Raw genomic sequence first — 22,800 nt, 5'->3', positions numbered from 1 at the left:
GTGACGGAACCCCTGAGCACCTCCGCGGGCGCCTATCTGCGCCACCCCCATCTGCACGGCGACCTGGTCACCTTCGTCGCCGAGAACGACGTCTGGCTGGCCCCGCTGGACGGCGGCCGGGCCTGGCGGCTGACGGCCGATCATCTGCCGGTCCACCACCCCCGGTTCGCCCCGGACGGGCGGCACATCGCCTTCACCTCCGCCCGGGACGGCGCGCCCGAGGTGCACGTGGTGCCGGTGGACGGCGGCCCGTCCCGCCGGCTCACCCACTGGGGCAGCGACCAGACCCAGCTGCAGGGCTGGACGGCCGACGGCCGCCCGATCGCCACCACCACCGCCGGCGAGGCCACCCTGCGCCGCACCTGGGCGCACGCGGTGCCGCTGGACGGTGGCGAGCCGGTGCGGCTGCCGTACGGACCGGTCGGCGGGCTCGCCTTCGAGCCGCAGGGCGCCAGGGTGCTGCTGGGCACCGTCAACAACCGCGAGCCGGCCTGGTGGAAGCGCTACCGGGGCGGCCGGGCGGGCAAGCTGTGGATCGGCCGGGACGAGTTCGCGCGGGTGCACGAGGACCTGGACGGCCAGCTCTCCTCGCCGCTGTGGGTGGGGGACCGGATCGCCTTCCTGTCCGACCACGAGGGCGTCGGCGAGCTGTACTCCAGCCTCCCGGACGGCTCCGACCTGCGCCGCCACACCACTTGCCCGGAGGGCTTCTACGCCCGCAACGCCACCACCGACGGCACCCGGGTGGTCTTCCACCGGGCCGGCGACCTGTGGCTGCTGGAGAGCCTGGCGCAGGGCGCCGAGCCGCGCCGGCTGGACGTCCGGCTGGCCGGCCCGCGCAGCGGCCGCCGGCCCCGCCCGGTGTACGCCGCGCACTGGCTGGAGTCCGTCGCCCCCGACCGCACCGGCCGGGCGAGCGCGGTGGTGGTGCGCGGCGGGGTGCACTGGCTGACCCACCGCGAGGGCCCGGCCCGGGTGCTGGACGAGACGCCGGGTGTGCGCGGGCGCCTCGCCCGGGTGGTGCCGGGCGAGGACGGCGCCCAGGGCGTGCTCTGGGTGTCCGACGCCGAGGGCGAGGACGCCCTGGAGTTCGCGCCCGCCGTGCAGGGCGCCGAGCGCCGCCGGCTGGCGGCCGGCCGGCTCGGTCGGGTCAACTCCCTGGTGGTGTCCCCGGACGGCAAGCAGGCGGCGCTCGGTGTGCACGACGGCCGGGTGCTGCTGGTCGCGCTCGCCGACGGCACCGTGCACGAGCTGGCCCGCAGCGCCGACGGCGAGGTCAGCGGGCTGGCCTTCAGCCCGGACTCGGCCTGGCTGGCGTGGTCGAGCCCGGTGGCGGGCCTGGGCCCCTTCTCGCTGCGCCAGATCGTGCTGGCCAACCTGGCCACCCGGACGGTCGGCGAGGCCACCCAGCAGCGCTTCATCGACACCTCGCCGGCCTTCACCGCGGACGGCCGGTACCTGGCGTTCCTGTCGGTGCGCAACTTCGACCCGGTCTACGACGCGCACGTCTTCGACCTGTCGTTCCCGAACGGCTGCCGCCCGTACCTGATCACGCTGGCCGCCGACACGCCGTCCCCGTTCGGGCCGCAGCGGGCCGGGCGCCCGCTCGGCGGGGAGGAGGACGAGCCGCGCGGCAAGAAGGCGGACGGCGAGGAGGCCGCCGCCGACGCCCCGCCGGTGACCAGGGTCGACCTGGACGGCATCGCCGACCGGATCGTGCCGTTCCCGGTCGAGGGCGGCCGCTTCGACTCGCTGCGGGCCGCCAAGGACGGCGTCCTGTGGACCAGGGCCCCGCTGCTCGGCGAACTCGGCGACGAGGCGGCCTCGCTGGACGAGGAGCGGCCCCGGCCGGCGCTGGAGCGGTACGACCTGAAGAAGCGTCGCGTCGAGCAACTCGTGCAGAGCGTCGACGAGTTCGCGGTCAGCGGGGACGGCGCCCGGGTGGCGGTGCTGGACGAGGGCGAGCTGCGGATCGTCCCCGCCGACCACAAGGCGAGCGGCGAGGACGACGAGGTGACCGTCGACCTGGCCCGGCTGCGGGTCACCGTCGACCCGGCCGCCGAGTGGCGCCAGATGTACGCCGAGAACGGCCGCCTGATGAGGGACAACTTCTGGCGCGCCGACCTCGGCGGCGTCGACTGGGAGGGCGTCCTGGACCGCTACCGGCCGCTGGTGGAGCGGGTCGGCTCGCACGACGACCTGGTCGACCTGCTCTGGGAGGTGCACGGCGAACTCGGCACCTCGCACGCCTACGTGCTGCCGTACGGCCTGCACACCGAACCCGCACGGCGCCAGGGCCTGCTCGGCGCCGACCTCGCCAAGGACGGCGACCGGTGGCGGATCGCCCGGATCCTGCCCGGCGAGTCCTCCGACCCCCGGGCCCGCTCGCCGCTGGCCGCGCCCGGCGTCGCGATCCGCCCGGGCGACGCGGTCCTGGCCGTCAACGGCCGCCCGGTGGACCCGGTCACCGGCCCGGCGCCGCTGCTGGCCGGCACCGCCGGGCAGCCGGTCGAGCTGACCGTGGCCGGCAAGGACGGCACCGACCAGCGCCACCCGGTGGTCGTCCCGCTCTCCGACGAGGAGCCGCTGCGCTACCACGACTGGGTGGCCGGGCGGCGGGCCGCCGTGCGCGAGCTGTCCGCCGGGCGGCTCGGCTACCTGCACGTCCCCGACATGCAGACCACCGGCTGGGCCCAGATCCACCGCGACCTGCGCTCGGAGATGGCCAAGGAGGGCGTGGTCGTCGACATCCGGGAGAACCGCGGCGGCCACACCTCGCAGCTGGTGATCGAGAAGCTGGCCCGCCGGATCATCGGCTGGGGCGTCGCCCGCGACGTCGCCAGCCCGATGCCCTACCCCGGTGACGCCCCGCGCGGGCCGCTCGTCGCGCTCGCCAACGAGTTCTCCGGCTCGGACGGCGACATCGTCAACGCCGCCATCCAGGCGCTGGGGCTGGGCCCGGTGGTCGGTACCCGCACCTGGGGCGGGGTGATCGGCATCGACAGCCAGTACCGGCTGGTCGACGGCACCCTGGTGACCCAGCCCAAGTACGCGTTCTGGGTGGAGAACTACGGCTGGGGCGTGGAGAACCACGGCGTCGACCCGGACGTCGAGGTGCCGTTCGCCCCGCACCAGTGGGCGGCGGGGGAGGATCCGCAGCTGGCCGAGGGCGTCCGGATCGCCCTCGCCGCGCTCGCCGGGACCCCGTCCCGGACGGCCCCGCCGGTGCCCGGGGAGCAGACCGGGGAGTAGGCCGGGGACCGGGCCCGGAGTGGGAGGTCGGGCGGGCCGACTTCCCACTCCGGGCGGCGCGGGGGATGCGGGCCGTGGTCGGGATGCGCCCGGTCCGCCGCGAGCGGCTGCCGGAGTATCAGCAGGCGGTCGGGCGGCTCGGCTAGGCTGCCGCCGTACGGCCCACGACACAACCCGAGGAGAAGCCGATGGCCGGCGAGTCGCAGCCCGACTGCCTGTTCTGCAAGATCGTGGCGGGCGAGATCCCGGCGACCGTGGTGCGCAAGACCGAGCGCATCCTCGCCTTCCGCGACATCGCTCCCAAGGCCCCGGTGCACGTCCTGGTCATCCCGCACGTCCACTACCCGAACGCCGCCGCGCTGGCCGCCGCGGAGCCGGAGATCGCCGGTGAACTCCTCGCCGAGGCGGGCGCGGTGGCCAAGGATGAGGGCCTGGAGGACTACCGGCTGATTCTCAACACCGGCGCCGGCGCCGGTCAGACGATCTTCCACGCCCACGTCCACGTGCTCGGCGGCAAGCCGATGACCGAGAGCATGGTCTGAACCCGACGTGTCACAGCGCGAACTCGTCGTCCTCGGCACCGCCAGCCAGGTGCCCACCCGGCACCGCAACCACAACGGCTACCTGCTCCGCTGGGACGGCGAGGGCCTGCTGTTCGACCCCGGCGAGGGCACCCAGCGGCAGATGCTGCACGCCGGGGTCTCGGCCACCCAGATCACCAGGATCGCCGTGACGCACTTCCACGGCGACCACTGCCTGGGCCTCGCCGGGGTGATCCAGCGGATCAACCTGGACCGCGTCCCGCACCCGGTGGACGTCTACTTCCCGGCCTCCGGCGAGGTCTACTTCGAGCGGCTGCGGAACGCCACCGCGTACCACGAGACGGCCGTGCTGCGGCCCCGGCCGATCGACGAGCCGGGCCCGCTGCCCGCGCCCGGCGCCCGCTTCGCGCTGGACGCCGTGCGGCTCTCCCACCCCGTGGAGTCCTTCGGCTACCGGCTGTCCGAGCCCGACGGCCGCCGCCTGGTGCCCGAACGGCTCGCCGCGCTCGGCGTCTTCGGCCCCGCGGTCGGCCGGCTGCAGCACGAGGGCGCGATCGAGGCGGACGGCCGGCGGGTCACCCTGGAGGAGGTCAGCGAGCCCCGGCCGGGCCAGCGGTTCGCCTTCGTGATGGACACCCGGCTCTGCGACGGCGTGCACGAACTCGCCGAGGGCGCCGACCTGCTGGTCGTCGAGTCGACCTTCACCGACGCCGACGTCCGCCTCGCCGAGGACCACGGTCACCTCACCGCCGGGCAGGCCGCCAAGGCCGCCGCCGAGGCCGGGGTGCGCACCCTGGTGCTGACCCACTTCTCCCAGCGCTACCCGGACCTCGGCCAGCACCTGGCCGACGCCCGCAGGCACTTCGACGGGGAGCTGGTGCTCGCCGAGGACCTCGCCCGGGTGCCCGTCCCCGCCCGGCGCCAGCCGTGAACCCGGCGCACACCCCGTGAAAAGGGCTCGCGCCGTCCCCCGATCTGCCGCAGCATCGTCGGGTGCGGCCCCGCCGCCCGCCGCGGCGATCACGTGCGCGGCGTACCCTGGTGCCCCGGAGAGACCGATCGGCACACGACACCACGGATGGGATGAGGCAGGCCCCAGCGCCGACCTATGAGTGACACATCGCAGACCCGTACGAACGGCCGGTCACGCCCCGAGCCGGCCGACGACGGCCGCGTCAGCGCCCGGATCGTCATCCCCGAGAAGCACCCGATGGTCACCCTCCTCGGCACGGCGGACTCGCTGCTGCGCGTGATCGAGCAGGGGTTCCCCGCCGCCGACATCCACGTCCGCGGCAACGAGGTGACCGCCACCGGAGCGCGCGCCGAGGTCGCCCTCGTGCAGCGGCTCTTCACCGAGATGATGCTGGTGCTGCGCACCGGCCAACCCCTGACGGAGGACTCCGTGGAGCGCTCCATCGCCATGCTCCGGAGCGCCGTGGAGGACCCGGACAGCCCGGCGCCGTCCCAGGTGTTCACCGCGAACATCCTGTCCAACCGGGGCCGCACGATCCGCCCCAAGACGCTCAACCAGCAGCGCTACGTCGACGCGATCGACAAGCACACCATCACCTTCGGCCTCGGCCCGGCCGGCACCGGCAAGACCTACCTCGCGATGGCCAAGGCCGTCCAGGCCCTGCAGGCCAAGGAGGTCAACCGGATCATCCTGACCCGCCCGGCGGTCGAGGCCGGGGAGCGGCTGGGCTTCCTGCCCGGCACCCTCTACGAGAAGATCGACCCGTACCTGCGCCCGCTCTACGACGCGCTGCACGACATGATGGATCCGGACTCCATCCCGCGCCTGATGGCGGCCGGCACCATCGAGGTCGCGCCGCTCGCGTACATGCGCGGCCGCACCCTCAACGACGCCTTCATCATCCTGGACGAGGCCCAGAACACCTCGCCCGAGCAGATCAAGATGTTCCTCACCCGCCTCGGGTTCAACTCCCGGGTGGTCGTCACGGGTGACACCACCCAGATCGACCTCCCGAGCGGCACCCGCAGCGGCCTCAAGGTCGTCCAGGAGATCCTGGCCGACGTGCCCGACATCCACTTCTCCGTCCTCACCAGCACCGACGTGGTCCGCCACAAGCTGGTCGGCCGGATCGTGGACGCGTACGAGCGCTGGGACGCCCAGCAGGAGGCCGAGGAGACCACTCCGCAGGCCGCCCGCAAGCCGGCCCAGCGGCGCGGCGGCAAGACGACCGCGGCCCGCGCACCCCGACAGTCCCATCGCACCGAAAGCTGAGTAACCAGCCCGTCATGTCGATCGACATCGCCAACGAGTCCGGTTGGGACGCTGACGAGGAAGCCATCCTCGACGTCGCCCGCTTCGCCCTGGACAAGATGCGGATCCACCCGCAGTCCGAACTGTCCGTGATCCTGGTGGACGGAGCGGCGATGGAGGAGCTGCACATCCAGTGGATGGACCTCCCCGGACCCACCGACGTGATGTCCTTCCCGATGGACGAGCTGCGTCCCGGCAAGGAGGGCGAGGAGCTGCCGCAGGGCCTGCTCGGCGACATCGTGCTCTGCCCGGAGGTCGCCGAGCAGCAGGGCAAGGCGGCCCCCTCCAAGCACTCGATGGACGAGGAGCTCCAGCTACTCACCGTCCACGGGGTGCTGCACGTCCTCGGCTACGACCACGAGGAGCCCGAGGAGGAGGAGGAGATGTTCGCCCTCCAGAAGCGGATCCTGGACGACTGGCGGGCGGGCCGCGGCCTCGGCGGCATCTCCCCGGCCCCCACCACCCACTGAGCGCGGAGCCCGAACCCCTGTGAGTGGTGAAAGTACGAGCTTCATCCTCGGTGCCGTGCTGCTCGTCGTCCTCGGCTGGCTCGCCGCGTGCGCCGAGGCGGGCATCTCCCGGGTCTCCCGGTTCCGGGCGGAGGAGGCCGTACGGGCCGGGCGGCGCGGCTCGGCGCGGCTGCTGACCGTCGCCTCCGACCCGATCCGCTACCTCAACCTGGCGACCCTGATCCGGGTGGCCAGCGAGATGGCGGCGGCCGTCCTGGTCACCGTGGTGTGCGTGCGCAACGTCGAGCCGACCTGGCAGGCCGTGCTGCTGGCGTTCGGCGTGATGGTGCTGGTGTCCTTCGTCGCGGTGGGGGTCTCGCCGCGCACGATCGGACGCCAGCACCCGCTCACCACCGCGACCGCCGCCTCCTTCGTGCTGCTGCCGCTGGCCGCGGTGCTCGGCCCGATCCCGCGGCTGCTGATCCTGCTCGGCAACGCGCTGACCCCGGGCAAGGGCTACCGGGAGGGGCCGTTCGCCTCCGAGGCCGAGCTGCGGGCGCTGGTCGACCTCGCCGAGAAGGACGACCTGATCGAGGACGAGGAGCGCCGGATGGTGCACTCGGTCTTCGAGCTGGGCGACACCATCGTCCGCGAGGTGATGGTGCCGCGCACCGACCTGGTGATGATCGAGCGGCACAAGACCGTCCGGCAGGCGCTCACCCTGGCGCTGCGCTCGGGCTTCTCGCGGATCCCGGTGGTCGGGGACAACGAGGACGACGTGGTCGGCATCGTCTACCTGAAGGACCTGGTCCGGCGCACCCACATCAACCGGGAGGCGGAGTCCGAGGAGGTCGGCGCGGTGATGCGCCCGGCCGTCTTCGTGCCGGACTCCAAGCCGGCCGGCGACCTGCTGCGCGAGATGCAGCAACGCCGCTCGCACGTGGCGATCGTGATCGACGAGTACGGCGGCACGGCCGGCCTGGTCACCATCGAGGACGTCCTGGAGGAGATCGTCGGCGAGATCACCGACGAGTACGACCGGGAGATCGCGCCGATCGAGGACCTCGGCGACGGCTCGTACCGGATCACCGCCCGACTGCTGGTGGAGGACCTGGGCGAGCTGTTCGGCATCGAGCTGGAGGACGAGGACGTCGAGACCGTCGGCGGCCTGCTGGCCAAGCACCTCGGCCGGGTGCCGATCCCCGGCTCGTCCTGCGAGATCCCGCTGCCCGAGCCCGCCGCCACCGGGCTGACCGGCATCCTGCTGACCGCCGAGTCCTCGGCCGGGCGCCGCAACCGGATCGGCTCGATGGTCGCGACCCCGGTCCGCAAGGCCGCCGACGCCGGGACGGAGCCCGGCGAGTAGCGGTCGCGCCGTCGCGGGGCGACCATGGACAGCATGACGCATCAACTTCGCGCGGAGTACGGCCCGCAGGGGGCGACCGGCGGGGTCAGGGTCTGGCACGTGGTACGCGAGTCCGACCCCGCGATGGCGCTCTGCGGCCGCAGCATGGCCGACGACGCCGAGACGCGGCCCGAGCAGGAGTGGGGCACCGGGCTGCGCTGCTGCCAGCAGTGCGGTTCGCTCTACATGCACGAGGTGCCGCACATGCAGGGGAGCCACCCCTACAGCTAGGCCAGCAGGTCAGCCACGCCATGGTGGAGGTTGCCATGAAGCTGCACGACGAACTGCCCGTCAACACCCGCCTCGTCACGGTGTGGCGGATCGGGGCGGGGCTCGGGGGGATCTTCCTGATCGTGTTCGGGTGCCTGGGACTCGCCGGCGAACCAGGCTTCCTCGCCACGCACGGTGACCGGATCGCCGGGCTGTCGACCAACGGGGCGCTGAGCATCCTGTCCATCGTGGTGGGCGCGATCCTGGTGGCGGGGGCGGTGATCGGCGGGAACGTCGCGTCCGACCTGAACATGGTGGTCGGCCTGCTGTTCGTGCTGTCCGGCTTCTACGGTCTGGTGGTGCTCGGGCGGCCGGACGCCAACATCCTGAACTTCCGGATGTCGAACGTGCTGTTCGCGTTCATCTTCGGAGTGGTCCTGACGACCTTCGGGATGTACGGCCGGGTGAGCAGCCACCTGCCGCACGACAACCCGTTCTGGCGCGAGCGCACGGAGCACGAGGGGGCGCGGCCGTCCGGGCCGAAGACCTTCGTCAAGGTCCTCAAGCCGAACCCGGGTCCGACCCACCCGGTCGGCCACTGAGCCGCCGCGGGGGCCGCCTATGCTCGGCGGCATGAGTGACATCGTCGAGCTCGACCCCGAAGACAAGAAGATCATCACCCTGGCCCGCTCGGCCCGCGCCCGCAACGGCGTCGCCGAGGGGGCCGCGGTGCGTGACGAGACCGGCCGGACGTACGTGGCCGGGACGGTCGCGCTGGAGTCGCTGCGCCTCAGCGCGCTGCAGACGGCGGTGGCGATGGCGGTGGCCAGCGGTGCGAACTCGCTGGAGGCGGCCGCCGTGGTGAGCGAGGCGGAGCAGCCGGCCGAGGCCGACCTGGCGGCCGTCCGGGACCTCGGCGGGGTCGGGACGCCCGTGCTGCTGGCCGGGGTGGACGGGACGCTGCGGGTGGCGACCGAGGCCCGCTGAGGCCCTGCTGGGGCCCGCTGGGTCGGGCGACGGCGGCGACCCGGCGAACACCTGCGCGGGCTTGGCAGATAATCTCACCGGGGGAGTGAACTCGGTGAGGGGGCTGGGCACATGGGGGCGGTGGCGTTCTTCGCCGGGCTGCTGTTGTTCGTGATGGGGATGGGCAAGTGGCAGGAGACCGGCTCGCCGTACTGGCTCTGGGGCTCGGTCGCCTTCCTGGTCGTCCTGGTGGTGATGTCGCTGGTCGCGCGGGGCGGCCGCAAGGGCTGATCGGGCCGTGTGGGCGGGGCCGGACGGCGCGGCTCTGGTGATCAGGGAGAATGGAGCACATGAGTGCCCCTTCCTCCTCGTACCGCTCCGGCTTCGCGTGCTTCGTCGGCCGACCCAACGCGGGCAAGTCGACCCTGACCAACGCTCTGGTGGGGACGAAGGTCGCGATCACCTCCGACCGCCCGCAGACCACCCGGCACACCGTGCGCGGCATCGTGCACCGCCCGGACTCCCAGCTCGTCCTGGTCGACACCCCCGGACTGCACAAGCCGCGCACCCTGCTCGGCGAGCGCCTCAACGACCTGGTCCGCAGCACCTGGGCCGAGGTCGACGTGATCGGCTTCTGCCTGCCCGCCGACCAGAAGCTCGGCCCCGGTGACAAGTTCATCGCCAAGGAACTCGCCGAGATCAAGAAGACCCCCAAGGTCGCCATCGTCACCAAGACCGACCTGGTCGACTCCAAGCGGCTCGCCGAGCAGCTGATCGCCGTCCACCAGCTCGGCGAGGAGCTGGGCATCGAGTGGGCCGAGATCATCCCGGTCTCGGCGGTCGGGGACAAGCAGGTGGAGCTGGTCGCCGACCTGATCACCAAGCTGCTGCCGGAGGGCATGCCGCTCTACCCGGACGGCGACCTGACCGACGAGCCCGAGCAGATCATGGTCGCGGAGCTGATCCGCGAGGCCGCGCTGGAGGGCGTGCGGGACGAGCTGCCGCACTCGCTGGCCGTCGTGGTCGAGGAGATGCTCCCGCGCGAGGGCCGCCCGGCGGACCGCCCGCTGCTGGACATCCACGCCAACGTCTACATCGAGCGGCAGAGCCAGAAGGCGATCGTGATCGGCGCCAAGGGCGCGCGGCTCAAGCACGTCGGCACCACCGCCCGCAAGCACATCGAGGCGCTGCTCGGCACGCCGGTCTACCTGGACCTGCACGTCAAGGTGGCCAAGGACTGGCAGCGCGACCCGAAGCAGCTGCGCAAGCTCGGGTTCTGAGCCCGGGCTCCCCGTGGAGGCCCGCCCGGTTGGGCGGGCCTTCGCCGTGTCCCGGTATTCCGGTACCGGGGTGCTGTGCGCGGTGGATGCTGTGCGCGGTGGGTGCTACGAGCGGTGGGTGCTACGCGCCCTCGCGCAGCACCAGCGACACCAGTTCGCGCTGCGGGTCGGTGAGCTTCGGGTCGGCGCAGTACACCGTCCGGCCGTCGACGGTGATCTCGTAGTGGAAGCCGTCCGGCACCCCGTACGAGGGGGCCCGCAGCCCGCCCGCGACGGCCTCGCGGGCGAGCGCGTGGACGTGCGGGGCGTCCGTGCGGTCGACGGTGTCGAGTTCCGCATGGCGGACGATCCCCGCGAGGCCGCCGGTCCGGGTCACCTGGATACGCATGGTGTCCATGGTGCTACCCGGGGAGGGGGTTTGCCGGGCTTTTCCCGGACCGTGACCTTAAGGCCGATCGGCACGGTGGGCGTCAGCCGGGGCTGACGCCCACCTGCGCCCAGGACGCCGTCACCGTGTCCGCCACCGAGGTCTGGTCGGGGTAGCGGGCCTTGGCGGCGGCCACCGTGGCCCGGGCGAAGGCGGTGAAGTCGGCGTCGGCGGGCAGCCGGCGCCCGGTCAGCGCGTCGTACCAGATCCGCCCGGCGCGCTCCCAGGCCGGGCCGCCGAGGGCGGTGGCCAGCAGGTAGAACGCGTGGTTGGGGATGCCGGAGTTGATGTGCACGCCGCCGTTGTCGTCGGCGGTGTTCACGTAGTCCCGCATGTGCGCGGGCTGCGGGTCCTTGCCGAGCTGGGGGTCGTCGTAGGCGGTGCCGGGGGCCTTCAGCGAGCGCAGCGCCACGCCCTGGACGCCGGGGGCGAGCAGTCCGGCGCCGATCAGCCAGTCGGCGTCGGCGGAGTCCTGGTGCAGCGCGTACTGCTTGACCAGCGAGCCGAAGACGTCGGAGACCGACTCGTTGAGCGCGCCGGGCTGGTCCTGGTACTGCAGCCCGGCGGTGAACTGGGTGACGCCGTGGGTGAGTTCGTGGCCGATGACGTCGATGCAGGCGGTGAAGTCGCCGAAGATCTGGCCGTCGCCGTCGCCGAAGACCATCCGCTGGCCGTTCCAGAAGGCGTTGTCGTAGTCCTGGCCGTAGTGGACGGTGGCGTCCAGGCGCAGCCCCTGGTCGTCGATCGAGCGGCGGCCGTAGACGTCGGCGTACAGCGCGAAGGTGGCGCCGAGGCCGTCGTAGGCGTGGTTGACGGACTGGTCGGAGACCGGGGCCTGGCCCTCGGTGCGGACGGTGCGGCCGGGCAGCCGCTGGCTGTGGCCGTCGTCGGCGATCACCCGGCTGGGGGCCGGGTGGCCGCCGGTGGGCGGGGGAGCGGTGAGGCGGGCCGCGCGGTGCGCGGTGTCGAGCGCGAGGGAACGGACGGCGGGCTCGTGACCGGCCTCGGCGAGGCGGTCCAGGACGTACGGCGGGACGATCGCACAGAGCGGTACTGCTGCAGTCATGTGGCCCAGGGTGAGGCCTCGATGACCGGTTGTCACCACCCTTGGCATGACCGGTCGGTGTCTCAAGGGGTGGAACGGTGGCCCGGATCACTTCGGGGGCGCGCGGCCCTGGGTTACGCTGGGGCCATCATGCGCAACGGGCTGCTTCTGCTTAGCTGCCGCGTCGAGGGCCTGTAGTCCACGGGGCCGGCTCCCTCGCCGCGGGGATCGAGCTGTGCGCGTCATCCGGCGATCCGACGGAGGATCGCCAGCGGCAGCTGGCCGGCCAGTCGGTGACCTTTCCCGACCCGCCCCGCACCACGCATCACAGGAAGCCGAGAGTCATTCCATGACCGAGCAGAGCTCCGCCGCGTCCATCCCCGCCGGTCGCGCCTTCGTCGACCGTCCCACCCCGATCACCGTCGCCTCCGTGCGCCAGCAGCCCTCCGGCATGCGGCACGGGCGCTACCTGCCGTTCGACACCGTCGACCTGCCGGATCGCACCTGGCCGAGCAGGGTGATCACCAAGGCGCCGCGCTGGCTCTCCACCGACCTGCGGGACGGCAACCAGGCGCTGATCGACCCGATGTCCCCGGCCCGCAAGCGCAAGATGTTCGACCTGCTGGTCGCGATGGGCTACAAGGAGATCGAGGTCGGCTTCCCGTCCTCCGGCGCCACCGACCACGCCTTCGTACGGTCGCTGATCGAGGAGGGGGCGATCCCCGAGGACGTCACCATCTCGGTCCTGACGCAGGCCCGCGAGGAGCTGATCGAGAAGACCGTCGAGTCGCTGGTCGGCGCCCCCCGCGCGACCGTCCACCTGTACAACGCGACCGCGCCGCTGTTCCGCCGGGTGGTGTTCCGCAACGACCGGGCCGCCACCAGGGCGATCGCCACCGAGGGCACCCGGCTGGTGATGGAGTACGCCGAGAAGCTGCTGGGCGAGGACACCGTCTTCGGCTACCAGTACTCGCCGGAGATCTTCGTGGACACCGAGCTGGACTTCGCGCTGGAGGTCTGCGAGGCGGTCATGGACGTCTGGCAGCCGGGCGAGGGCCGCGAGATCATCCTGAACCTGCCGGCCACCATCGAGCGGGCCACCCCGAACGTGCAGGCCGACCAGTTCGAGTGGATGTCGCGCAACCTGTCCCGCCGCGAGTTCGTCTGCCTGTCGGTGCACCCGCACAACGACCGCGGCACCGCCGTCGCCTCCGCCGAGCTGGCCTACATGGCGGGTGCCGACCGCATCGAGGGCTGCCTGTTCGGCCAGGGCGAGCGAACCGGCAACGTCGACCTGGTGACCCTGGGGATGAACCTGTTCTCGCAGGGCATCGACCCGCAGATCGACTTCTCCGACATCGACGAGGTACGCCGCACCGCCGAGTACTGCAACCAGATGGAGGTGCACCCGCGCCACCCGTACGCCGGCGACCTGGTGTACACCTCCTTCTCCGGCTCGCACCAGGACGCCATCAAGAAGGGCTTCGACGCCCTGGAGGCGGACGCCAGGGCCGCGGGCGTCCCGGTCGAGGAGCACACCTGGGGCGTGCCGTACCTGCCGATCGACCCGAAGGACGTCGGCCGCACCTACGAGGCGGTCATCCGGGTCAACAGCCAGTCCGGCAAGGGCGGTGTGGCGTACGTCCTGAAGAACGACCACAAGCTGGACCTGCCGCGCCGGATGCAGATCGAGTTCTCCCGGATCATCCAGGCCAAGACCGACGCCGAGGGCGGCGAGGTCACCCCGGCCGAGATCTGGCGGGTCTTCGAGGACGAGTACCTGCCGACCCCCGACAACCCGTGGGGCCGGATCTCGCTGAGCGGTTCGCGCACCCTGACCACCGAGGACGGCCGGGACGCGCTGATCGCCGGCGCGATGGTCGACTCCGTACCGGTGACCCTGACCGGTGTCGGCAACGGCCCGGTCTCCGCCTTCGCGGACGCGCTGGCCCGGATCGACGTGGACGTCCGGGTCCTGGACTACGCGGAGCACGCGCTGAGCGAGGGCGGCGACGCCCAGGCCGCCGCGTACGTCGAGTGCGCGGTGGACGGCAAGGTGCTGTGGGGCGTCGGGATCGACGGCAACACCGTGCTGGCCTCGCTGAAGGCGATCATCAGCGCCGTCAACCGGGCGCAGCGCGGGTAGTTCGTACGAGTGGCATGCGGCGGGGCCGTCCTCCGGGGCGGCCCTTCGTCGCGCCTGGGGCCGCTGTGTCCTGCGCCACATTTTTTCGGGTCGGAAGCCGTTCGAGGTACTGACACGTGCCGGTAACCATGGCAACATCGATCCACCGGAAAGCCGGGTCGGTGGGACGGCCCAGGTGTCCGGTCGCGTGACCTGCCCATTGTTGTGCAGGCCGTCTGCCATGTCTGGGGAGTGGCGCCGTGACCAGGTTGTGGGGTGTTCGCCCGCGGTGGCGGACTGACGTTCTCGGTGACTTCTTCTGCCCGGGCTGTGGCGGGGACCGCAACTACCGCCGGCAACACGGCCGGCGGTGGCTGCGGCTGCTGGGCACCCCGGTGCTCCCGCTCGGCCCGGTGATCGGCAGCGTGCAGTGCACCAGCTGCCGCGGCCGGTACGGCGTCGAGAGCCTGGAGCAGCCGACCTCGGTACGTCTCGGCGCGATGCTGCGGGACGCGCAGTACACCATCGCGCTGGCCATGCTCGCGGCCGGTGGCACCGCCCACCGGGCGGCCCGCGACGCGGCCTGCACGGCGGTGCGCGAGGCCGGGTTCGAGGACTGCGGCGAGGCCCAGGTGCTGGCCGCGCTCGCCGCGCTGTCCGGGCTCGGCGGTGAACTGCACGACGCCCACGGGATGGCCGGCGGCCTGGCCGTGGAACTGCACGCGGTGCTCGAACCGCTCGCCCCGCACCTGGCCCACCAGGGCCGGGAGCGGCTGCTGCTGCAGGGCGCGGCGATCGCCCTGGCCGACGGACGCTACCTGCCGCAGGAGCGCGAGGCGCTGGCCGCGGTCGGGGGCTGTCTGGACCTGCCGCAGTCGCGGGTCGGGGCGCTGCTGGAGGCGGCGACCCGGGCTCCGTACTAGCTCCGTACCGGACCTCCTCCCGTCTCCGTCCCTCCTGAGCCGTCCCCTCCCTCCTGAGCCGTCCCCGTCCTTCCCGAGCCGTCTCCGATCCCTCCGAGCCATCTCCGATCCCCCACAAAACGGGCCCGTCTCCCCCCTCCGGGCCCGCCGTGACCCGCACCGTACGGTCCTCCCCCACGGACTCGGTGCGGGCAACACGGCTGTCGGTCGGTGGGGGAGAATGGCTTCCATGAGTCTTTTCCGGGACGACGGCGTCGTGTTGCGGGCGCAGAAGCTCGGCGAGGCCGATCGGATCATCACCCTGTTGACCCGACAGCACGGCAAGGTGCGGGCGGTGGCGCGCGGGGTGCGCAAGACCAAGTCCAAGTTCGGCGCCCGCCTGGAGCCCTTCTCGCACGTGGACGTGCAGTTCTTCAGCCGCGGGAGTGAGTTGGTCGGTCGCGGGTTGCCGCTGTGCACCCAGGTGGAGACGATCGCGCCGTACGGCGGTTCGATCGTCACCGACTACGGCCGCTACACCGCCGGGACGGCGATGCTGGAGACCGCCGAGCGGTTCGCCGAGAACGAGGGCGAGCCGGCCGTCCAGCAGTACCTGCTACTGGTGGGCGGCCTGCGCACGCTGGCGGCCGGGGTGCACGAATCGCACCTGGTGATGGACGCCTTCCTGCTGCGCTCGCTCGCGGTGAACGGGTACGGCGCGAGCTTCACCGACTGCGCCAAGTGCGGCCTGGAGGGGCCGAACCGTTTCTTCTCCCTTCCCGCCGGCGGGGTGCTCTGCCCGGACTGCCGAGTGCCCGGATGTGCCGTACCCTCCCCTGAGACACTGGTACTGCTCGGGGCGCTGCTGTCAGGGGACTGGCAGACGGCCGATTCCTGCGAGCCGAGGTACTGGCGGGAGGGCAGCGGCCTGGTCGCGGCCTATCTGCAGTGGCATTTGGAGCGGGGCATCCGCTCGATGAGATACGTGGAGAAGTGAGCACATGGCAGCGCGACGGCTCTTCGGCGGCGGCAAGCAAAGGGAGTACCTCCCCCCGACCCCGCACCCCAGCGGCGCAAAGCCCCCGAAGATCCCCGGCGAGCTGGTCCCCGACCACGTCGCGATCGTGATGGACGGCAACGGCCGCTGGGCCAAGGAGCGCGGACTGCCCCGCACCGAGGGCCACAAGGTCGGCGAGGCGGTCGTGCTGGACGTCCTCAAGGGCGCCATCGAGCTCGGCGTGAAGAACATCTCGCTGTACGCGTTCTCCACCGAGAACTGGAAGCGCTCGCCCGACGAGGTGAAGTTCCTGATGAACTTCAACCGGGACGTCATCCACCGCCGCCGCGACGAGATGGACGCGATGGGCGTGCGGGTCCGCTGGGCGGGCCGGATGCCCAAGCTGTGGAAGAGCGTCGTCCAGGAGCTGCAGGTCGCCGAGGAGCAGACCAAGGACAACGACGCCGTCACGCTCTACATGTGCGTCAACTACGGTGGCCGGGCCGAACTCGCGGACGCCGCGGCGGCCCTCGCGGCCGACGTCGCGGCCGGCCGGCTGGACCCGAAGAAGGTCAACGAGAAGACCCTCGCCAAGTACATGTACCACCCGGACATGCCGGACGTGGACCTGTTCCTGCGCCCCAGCGGCGAGCAGCGCACCTCCAACTTCCTGCTCTGGCAGTCCGCGTACGCCGAGTTCGTGTTCCAGGACGTGCTCTGGCCGGATTTCGACCGTCGCGACCTCTGGCGCGCCTGCGAGCAGTACGCGATGCGCGACCGCCGCTTCGGCGGGGCGATCCCGAACGAGCTCCCCGCGCCGCTGGACCTGCCCACCCAGCGCTGACGCGACGCGGCGAAGGGCCCGCGGGAGCGAATCCCGCGGGCCCTTCGCCGTACTCGTGCTCGGGCCGTCTGCCCGGACCTGTCGCTCGGACCGTCCGCTCAGAGCTTCTTGGCGCACTCCGCGCAGGTGCCGAAGATCTCCAGGGTGTGCGCGATGTCGCTGAACCCGTGCTCCGCGGCGACCGAGTTGGCCCAGCGCTCCACCGCCGGGCCCTCCACCTCGACGGTGGCGCCGCAGTGCCGGCAGACCAGGTGGTGGTGGTGCCCGCTGCTGCACCGGCGGTAGACGGCCTCGCCGTCGGCGGTGCGCAGCACGTCCACCTCACCGGCGTCGGCGAGCGACTGGAGGGTGCGGTAGACCGTGGTCAGACCGACGGAGTCCCCGCGGTGCTTGAGCATGTCGTGGAGCTCCTGCGCGCTGCGGAAGTCCTCGATCTCGTCCAGGGCCGCCGAGACGGCGGCACGCTGCCGGGTCGAGCGGGCGCGCGGCGACGGGCCTGCGGTGGTCACCGTGGGTCCTCCTGGGGTGGTGGGCGTCTCGCACCTCATTGTGCCAGCCCTGCCCCCCGCTCCGGAGTGGTCGCGTCGGACGAACCCTGTCCCGGGAGTTGCTCCGCGTTCCGCTTCGGGACCTGCCCCGGGATCCGCTCCGGCAGTTCGACGTCGCAGACCTTCGGCCCCGGGTCGGTGGCGGCGCGGTGGCGCCGTCGGGCGAGTGGTGCGGCGAGCAGGCTGAACACGGCGAAGACCGCGATGGCGAGCAGCACGATGGCCGGGCCGGAGGGCACGTTGAGGTGGTAGGAGCCGGTGACGCCGGCCAGCGAGACCACCACGCCGAGCGCGATCGAGGCCGCCTGGGTGGCGGCGAAGGACCGGGTGAGCTGCTGGGCGGCGACCACCGGGACCACCATCAGGGCGCTGACCAGCAGCAGCCCGACCACCCGCATCGCGACGGTGACGGTGACCGCGGCCATCACCGCGAGCAGCAGGTTGAGCGTGCGCACCGGCAGCCCGGTGACCCGGGCGAAGTCCTCGTCCTGGCAGATCGCGAAGAGCTGGCGGCGCAGGCCGACGGTGACCGCGACGACCACCGTGCCGAGCACCGCGATGGTGATCAGGTCGGCGGGGGCGACGGTGAGGATGGAGCCCCAGAGGTAGCTCTCCAGCGAGCCCGCGCCGGCCTGGGCGGAGAGCGAGACGAGCAGCTTGCCGCAGGCCATGCCGCCGTAGAAGAGCATCGCCAGGGCGATGTCGCCGCGCTGGTTGCCGCGCGAGCGGACCAGTTCCATGGTGACGGCGCCCAGCACGCAGACCAGCACGGCCATCCAGACCGGGCTGGTCTGGAAGATGAAGCCGAGGCCGACGCCGGTCATCGCGACGTGCCCCATGCCGTCGCCCATCAGGGCCTGCCGGCGCTGCACCAGGTAGATGCCGACGGCCGGGGCGGTGATCCCGACCAGGACGGCGGCGAGCAGGGCGCGCTGCATGAAGTCGTAGGAGAGCATCTCGGTCATGCGAGCAGCCTCGGCGGGGTGTGGTCGGCGTGCGGGTGGACGTGGTCGTGGCCGGGCAGCGCGTGCAGGCCGGTGTTGGGCACGGGCGGGCCGTCGTGCGCGACGCAGCCGTCCCGCAGCACCACGGCGCGGTCGATCAGCGGCTCCAGCGGCCCGAGTTCGTGCAGCACGAGCAGGACGGCGGCGCCGCGGGCGACCTCGGCGCGCAGGGTGTCCGCGAGCACCTGCTGGCTGGCGGCGTCCACGCCGGCCATCGGCTCGTCCATGATCAGCAGGTCGGGGGTGCCGACCAGGGCGCGGGCGATCAGCACCCGCTGCTGCTGGCCGCCGGACAGGTCGGCGACGCCGTCCCCGGCCCGCTCCAGCATGCCGACGGCGGCCAGCGCGCGGTCCACCGCCGCGCGGTCCCGGCGGCGGAACGGCAGCAGCCGGTGCTGCGGCAGCCGTCCGGTGGAGACCACCTCGCGCACGGTGGCCGGGACGCCGGAGGCGGCGGTGGTGCGCTGCGGGACGTACCCGATCCGGTGCCAGGCGCGGAACCCCGCGTACGGGACGCCGAACAGTTCCAGCGCGCCCTGCTCCAGCGGGACGGCGCCGATCACGGCCTTGACGGTGGTGGACTTGCCGGAGCCGTTGGCGCCGAGCAGGGCGACCACCTCGCCGGGTTGGACGGTGAGGTCGACGCCGCGCAGCACCGGCCGACCGCCGCGCGAGGCGACGGCGTCGCGGAGGCGGACGGCCGGGGGTATCGGGTGGGTCATGGTGTGCTGTCGTCCCGTCAGCTGGTGGTGGCAGGGGTGCTGGGGGCGCTCGCGCCGAGGGCGGTCTGGAGGTTGGCCAGGTTCTGCTTCATGACCGAGAGGTAGTCGTCCTTGGAGGGGTCCTTGACGCCCTCCAGCGGGTCCAGGACGGCGGTCTTGAGGCCGAGGTCCTTGGCGACGGTGTCGGCGAGCTTGGGGCTGACCAGGGTCTCGAAGAAGATCGTGGTGACGCCGTTGTCCTTGGCGGCCTTCTGCACCTCGGCGAGGCGGGCCGGGGTGGGCTCGGACTCGGGGTCGACGCCGTTGATGGCGACCTGGGTGAGGCCGTAGTGGTCGGCGAGGTAGCCGAAGGCGGCGTGGCTGGTGACGAAGGTCTTGGACTTGGCGTCCTTCAGGCCGTCCCGGAACTCCTGGTCAAGGGTGGTCAGCCGGCCGACCAGGTCGTCGGTGTTCTTGCGGTAGTCGTCGGCGTGGGCCGGGTCGGCCTTGGCGAACTCGTCGCCGACGCTCTTGGCGATGGCCGCGTAGCGGGTCGGGTCGAGCCAGATGTGCGGATCGCCGGCCGGGCCCTCGTGCTGGTGGCCGTCGGCCTCGGCGGCGCCCTCGTCGAGGTGGTGGTCGACCAGCGGGCTGGCGGCGGTGGCGTCGATCTCGTGCTTGCTGGAGGACTGGGCGACCGCCTGGTCGACGGTGGGCTGCAGGCCCTTGAGGTAGAGGACCGCGTCGGCCTTCTGGACGGTGGCGACCTGCTTGGCGGTGAGCTCCAGGTCGTGCGGCTCGACGCCGGCCGCGGTGAGGTCGGTGACCGCGACGTGGTCCTTGCCGATCTGCTGGGCGAGGTATTCCATCGGGTAGAAGGAGGCGACCACCTTCAGCTTGCCGTCGGCGCTCTGGGCGCTGCTGCTGCCTCCGCAGGCGGTGAGGGCGAGGGAGGCGGCGAGGCCGGTGGCGGCGAGGGCTATGGAGCTGCGGGCACGTCGTCCGATCATCATGACAATCATTCTCATCTCAAGTGGAAATGATTGTCAACTCACTCGGATGGGTGAACGGCAGATGGCGATGTGTGGGGTCGGCCGGACGATACCGATTTGAACCCCGTACCCGTATGGCCGGTAACCTGAGGTATTCGGGTACGCGCAACCAGCCGTGCCCTGACCGTGCCGTACGTACTGAAGAGAGCACTGTGGCCGCCGACAAGATCGACACGATCGTCAGCCTGAGCAAGCGCCGTGGCTTCGTCTACCCCTGCAGCGAGATCTACGGCGGCACTCGTGCCGCCTGGGACTACGGGCCGCTGGGCGTCGAACTCAAGGAGAACATCAAGCGCCAGTGGTGGCGCGCGATGGTCCAGGCCCGTGAGGACGTCGTCGGACTCGACTCGTCGGTGATCCTCGCGCGCGAGGTGTGGGAGGCCTCCGGCCACGTCGCCACCTTCAACGACCCGCTGACCGAGTGCCTCTCCTGCCACAAGCGCCACCGGGCCGACCACCTGGAGGAGAAGTACGAGGCCAAGCATGGCTTCCCGCCGCCGAACGGCCTCAAGGACGTCAACTGCCCCGACTGCGGCACCAAGGGCCAGTTCACCGAGCCCAAGGACTTCTCGGGCATGCTGAAGACCCACCTCGGCGTCACCGAGGAGGCCAGTGGCCTGGCCTTCCTCCGCCCCGAGACCGCCCAGGGCATCTTCACCAACTTCAAGGCCGTCCAGACCACGTCGCGCAAGAAGCCGCCGTTCGGCATCGCCCAGACCGGCAAGAGCTTCCGCAACGAGATCACCCCCGGCAACTTCATCTTCCGCACCCGCGAGTTCGAGCAGATGGAGATGGAGTTCTTCGTCAAGCCGGGCGAGGACGAGCAGTGGCACGAGTACTGGCTCCAGCAGCGCTGGGACTGGTACGTCGGCCTCGGCCTGCGCACCGAGAACATGCGCTTCTTCGAGCACCCGAAGGAGAAGCTCTCCCACTACGCCAAGCGCACGGTGGACATCGAGTACCGCTTCAACTTCGGCGGCAGCGAGTTCTCCGAGCTGGAGGGCGTCGCCAACCGCACCGACTACGACCTGCGGGTGCACAGCGAGGCGTCCGGCCAGGACCTCAAGTACTTCGACCAGGAGTCCGGCGAGCGGTACTTCCCGTACGTCATCGAGCCGGCGGCCGGCCTCAACCGCGCCATGCTGGCCTTCCTGATCGACGCCTACTTCGAGGACGAGGCGCCCAACGCCAAGGGCGTCATGGAGAAGCGCGTCGGCATGCGGCTCGACCCGCGCCTGGCCCCGGTCAAGGTCGCCGTCCTGCCGCTGTCGCGCAACGCCGACCTCTCCCCGAAGGCCCGCGGCCTGGCCGCCGACCTGCGCACCGCGTGGAACGTCGAGTTCGACGACGCCGGCGCCATCGGCAAGCGCTACCGCCGCCAGGACGAGATCGGCACGCCGTTCTGCGTCACCGTCGACTTCGACACCCTTGAGGACAACGCGGTGACCGTCCGCGACCGCGACACCATGTCGCAGGAGCGCGTCTCGCTCGACCAGGTCAAGGCGTACCTGGCGGCGCGGCTGATCGGCTGCTGAGCCCGCTTCGCTCTGCGGGAGCCCTCGTTCGCCCCTGTCCGTTCGGGGCGGGCGGGGGCTCCTGCGTGTTCCCGGCGGTTCCGCCCGCTGCTCACCGGCCGACGCTACCGTCTGCCCCAGCGGGACCGGGGGGCCGCCGCCGGCTCGGTCGGCAGGCCGGCGCTGCGCAGGGCGGCGAGGGTCGTCCGGTGCCGGGCGCCGTCGGCGAGCAGCGCGGCGAGCAACTGCCCGTACAGCTCCGGGCTGGTGTCCAACGCGGCCGCCAGTCGGACCAGTTCCACCGGCGGGCGCAGGGCCGCCAGCTCGTGCAGCAGGACGGTCGCGAGTTCGGCCGGCAGGTCCGTCGCCAGCGCGGCCAGATCCGCCGTCGGCCGGCCGGCCGCCTGGCGCAGCAGCGTCCGCACGTCGGCGTGCCGACCCGTGCGCTGAAGGCCGGTCGCCAGCGCCGTCACCTCCGGCGTCGGCGCCGAACCCCACTCCCACAGCAGCGTCGCGCCGTCCGCGCTCTGCCCGGCCCGCTCCAGCGCCGCCAGCAGGGCGGGCAGCACCGACGCCGGATAGCCCCAGAACGCGTGGAACAGCTCCGCCGCCTCCTCCGCCAGCCCCAGCTCGCGCAACTGCGCCAGCATCGCCACCGCCTGGTCCGGGGCGCACCGCGCGGCACTCCTGGCCAACTGGAGGGCCGCGCCGGTCGGGCCGCGCCGGGAGAGCATGCCGACCAGCAGCGCGGCGTCCGCCGGATCGAGGCCGGTGGCCGCCCGGGACAGCAGCTCCGTCGCCTCGGTGAAGGCGCCGGCGCGGTGCAGGGCCGACACCCGCTCGGCGAGGGCGCCGATGTCGGGGCGGGCCGGGGGAGGCGGTGCCTGGGCCGTCGGCTCCTCGGGCGACTGCCGGTGCCGGAGCCGGTTCTCCAACGCCTCCAGCTGGTCGCTCAGTTGGAGGCAGCGGGCGCCCAGGCCCTCGCGCAGGGTGCGTGCCTGCGCCAGCTGTCGCAGCAGGTCCCCGTCCGGCCGCTGGCGGCCCGGCGCCGCCCGGATCGCCTCGTTCAACCGCCGCTCCCGCTGGCTCGCGTAGCGGCTCGCGCGGAGTAACTCGTCCAGCTCCGCCCGGAGTTCGTACGCCTGTTGCTCGCCCTCCGGGTCTCGGTCTGCGGGTTGTGCCGTCGGCCCCATGCGCATGATCGCCCCACCCCGTCCATCTCGCCCCTGACTGCGGGACATCCTGGTGTTGTC

The 22,800-nt window shown here is 72.3% G+C and carries 23 protein-coding genes; 16 read left to right on the top strand and 7 right to left on the bottom strand.

The annotated features are described in order from the left end of the window. The 11 genes from ACIOJE_RS08835 (at position 1) to era (ending at position 10,388) form a co-directional block, all read left to right on the top strand. The gene (locus ACIOJE_RS08835; protein WP_400774469.1) at positions 1–3,252 is read left to right on the top strand and encodes a PDZ domain-containing protein; all 3,252 of its coding nucleotides are present in this window, start codon (positions 1–3) and stop codon (positions 3,250–3,252) included. Positions 3,253–3,440: 188 nt separating this feature from the next. After that, the gene (locus tag ACIOJE_RS08830) at positions 3,441–3,794 is read left to right on the top strand and encodes a histidine triad nucleotide-binding protein (protein ID WP_400774466.1); all 354 of its coding nucleotides are present in this window, start codon (positions 3,441–3,443) and stop codon (positions 3,792–3,794) included. Positions 3,795–3,801: 7 nt separating this feature from the next. After that, a complete protein-coding gene (locus ACIOJE_RS08825) occupies positions 3,802–4,725 on the top strand; it encodes a ribonuclease Z (RefSeq protein WP_400774463.1) in 924 nt (307 codons plus the stop codon). A gap of 177 nt (positions 4,726–4,902) precedes the next feature. After that, positions 4,903–6,039 (top strand): PhoH family protein, encoded by a 1,137-nt coding sequence (locus tag ACIOJE_RS08820; RefSeq protein ID WP_400661823.1) that lies wholly within the window; start codon positions 4,903–4,905, stop codon positions 6,037–6,039. A 14-nt stretch (positions 6,040–6,053) separates the two neighbouring features. Continuing rightward, positions 6,054–6,548, top strand: coding sequence for an rRNA maturation RNase YbeY (gene ybeY / locus ACIOJE_RS08815; protein ID WP_030061268.1), 495 nt, complete (start codon positions 6,054–6,056; stop codon positions 6,546–6,548). Positions 6,549–6,567: 19 nt separating this feature from the next. Beyond that, entirely contained in the window at positions 6,568–7,893 is a 1,326-nt protein-coding gene (locus ACIOJE_RS08810; protein ID WP_280677000.1) for a hemolysin family protein, read from the top strand. A 33-nt stretch (positions 7,894–7,926) separates the two neighbouring features. Further along, positions 7,927–8,163 (top strand): hypothetical protein, encoded by a 237-nt coding sequence (locus tag ACIOJE_RS08805; RefSeq protein ID WP_280676998.1) that lies wholly within the window; start codon positions 7,927–7,929, stop codon positions 8,161–8,163. A gap of 35 nt (positions 8,164–8,198) precedes the next feature. Beyond that, positions 8,199–8,744: a DUF4383 domain-containing protein gene (locus ACIOJE_RS08800; RefSeq protein WP_280676996.1), complete on the top strand. Its 546-nt coding sequence runs from the start codon at positions 8,199–8,201 to the stop codon at positions 8,742–8,744. Positions 8,745–8,775: 31 nt separating this feature from the next. Next, positions 8,776–9,129, top strand: coding sequence for a cytidine deaminase (locus tag ACIOJE_RS08795; protein WP_280676994.1), 354 nt, complete (start codon positions 8,776–8,778; stop codon positions 9,127–9,129). 111 nt (positions 9,130–9,240) lie between these two features. Next, positions 9,241–9,399, top strand: coding sequence for a hypothetical protein (locus tag ACIOJE_RS08790; RefSeq protein ID WP_280676992.1), 159 nt, complete (start codon positions 9,241–9,243; stop codon positions 9,397–9,399). A gap of 59 nt (positions 9,400–9,458) precedes the next feature. Then, a complete protein-coding gene (era, locus tag ACIOJE_RS08785) occupies positions 9,459–10,388 on the top strand; it encodes a GTPase Era (RefSeq protein ID WP_280676990.1) in 930 nt (309 codons plus the stop codon). Between the two features lie 121 nt (positions 10,389–10,509). Here era and ACIOJE_RS08780 read toward each other — a convergent pair whose 3' ends face one another. Beyond that, on the bottom strand, positions 10,510–10,776 hold the full coding sequence (locus tag ACIOJE_RS08780) for a protealysin inhibitor emfourin (RefSeq protein ID WP_280676988.1): 267 nt from the start codon (positions 10,774–10,776) through the stop codon (positions 10,510–10,512). An 82-nt stretch (positions 10,777–10,858) separates the two neighbouring features. Then, positions 10,859–11,881: a M4 family metallopeptidase gene (locus ACIOJE_RS08775; RefSeq protein WP_280676986.1), complete on the bottom strand. Its 1,023-nt coding sequence runs from the start codon at positions 11,879–11,881 to the stop codon at positions 10,859–10,861. Positions 11,882–12,209: 328 nt separating this feature from the next. Here ACIOJE_RS08775 and leuA point away from each other — a divergent pair, with 328 nt between their 5' ends. From leuA to ACIOJE_RS08755, 4 genes are all read left to right on the top strand, one after another. Further along, positions 12,210–14,006, top strand: coding sequence for a 2-isopropylmalate synthase (gene leuA, locus ACIOJE_RS08770; RefSeq protein ID WP_400774459.1), 1,797 nt, complete (start codon positions 12,210–12,212; stop codon positions 14,004–14,006). A gap of 239 nt (positions 14,007–14,245) precedes the next feature. Beyond that, the gene (locus ACIOJE_RS08765) at positions 14,246–14,908 is read left to right on the top strand and encodes a TerB family tellurite resistance protein (RefSeq protein ID WP_280676982.1); all 663 of its coding nucleotides are present in this window, start codon (positions 14,246–14,248) and stop codon (positions 14,906–14,908) included. Between the two features lie 229 nt (positions 14,909–15,137). Next, on the top strand, positions 15,138–15,884 hold the full coding sequence (recO, locus tag ACIOJE_RS08760; RefSeq protein WP_280676980.1) for a DNA repair protein RecO: 747 nt from the start codon (positions 15,138–15,140) through the stop codon (positions 15,882–15,884). Between the two features lie 4 nt (positions 15,885–15,888). Further along, positions 15,889–16,728 carry an isoprenyl transferase gene (locus tag ACIOJE_RS08755; RefSeq protein ID WP_280676978.1) on the top strand — a complete coding sequence of 280 codons (840 nt, stop codon included), beginning with the start codon at positions 15,889–15,891 and terminating at the stop codon, positions 16,726–16,728. A 98-nt stretch (positions 16,729–16,826) separates the two neighbouring features. Here ACIOJE_RS08755 and ACIOJE_RS08750 read toward each other — a convergent pair whose 3' ends face one another. Genes ACIOJE_RS08750 through ACIOJE_RS08735 form a run of 4 tightly spaced genes read right to left on the bottom strand, consistent with a single transcriptional unit; the run spans position 16,827 to position 19,994 of the window. After that, positions 16,827–17,237 (bottom strand): Fur family transcriptional regulator, encoded by a 411-nt coding sequence (locus tag ACIOJE_RS08750; RefSeq protein WP_280676976.1) that lies wholly within the window; start codon positions 17,235–17,237, stop codon positions 16,827–16,829. A 35-nt stretch (positions 17,238–17,272) separates the two neighbouring features. Continuing rightward, entirely contained in the window at positions 17,273–18,241 is a 969-nt protein-coding gene (locus tag ACIOJE_RS08745; protein WP_280676974.1) for a metal ABC transporter permease, read from the bottom strand. After that, positions 18,238–19,002, bottom strand: a complete 765-nt coding sequence (locus ACIOJE_RS08740; protein ID WP_280676972.1) for a metal ABC transporter ATP-binding protein — start codon at positions 19,000–19,002, stop codon at positions 18,238–18,240. Before ACIOJE_RS08740 ends, ACIOJE_RS08745 begins: the two co-directional genes overlap by 4 nt. Positions 19,003–19,019: 17 nt before the next feature. Then, positions 19,020–19,994: a metal ABC transporter substrate-binding protein gene (locus ACIOJE_RS08735; RefSeq protein ID WP_400774454.1), complete on the bottom strand. Its 975-nt coding sequence runs from the start codon at positions 19,992–19,994 to the stop codon at positions 19,020–19,022. Positions 19,995–20,185: 191 nt separating this feature from the next. Between ACIOJE_RS08735 and ACIOJE_RS08730 the strand changes: the two genes are divergently transcribed. After that, entirely contained in the window at positions 20,186–21,568 is a 1,383-nt protein-coding gene (locus tag ACIOJE_RS08730) for a glycine--tRNA ligase (RefSeq protein ID WP_030061233.1), read from the top strand. Between the two features lie 104 nt (positions 21,569–21,672). Here the strand turns inward: ACIOJE_RS08730 and ACIOJE_RS08725 are convergent, their stop codons facing one another. Next, on the bottom strand, positions 21,673–22,746 hold the full coding sequence (locus tag ACIOJE_RS08725; protein ID WP_400774451.1) for a hypothetical protein: 1,074 nt from the start codon (positions 22,744–22,746) through the stop codon (positions 21,673–21,675). Positions 22,747–22,800: the final 54 nt, after the last annotated feature.

Source organism: Kitasatospora sp. NPDC087861 (assembly GCF_044742585.1).
In the GTDB taxonomy this organism is placed as follows: Bacteria; Actinomycetota; Actinomycetes; order Streptomycetales; family Streptomycetaceae; genus Kitasatospora.
Note: the sequence above shows the minus strand (reverse complement) of the source record. Positions and strands in the feature narration are given on the sequence as shown.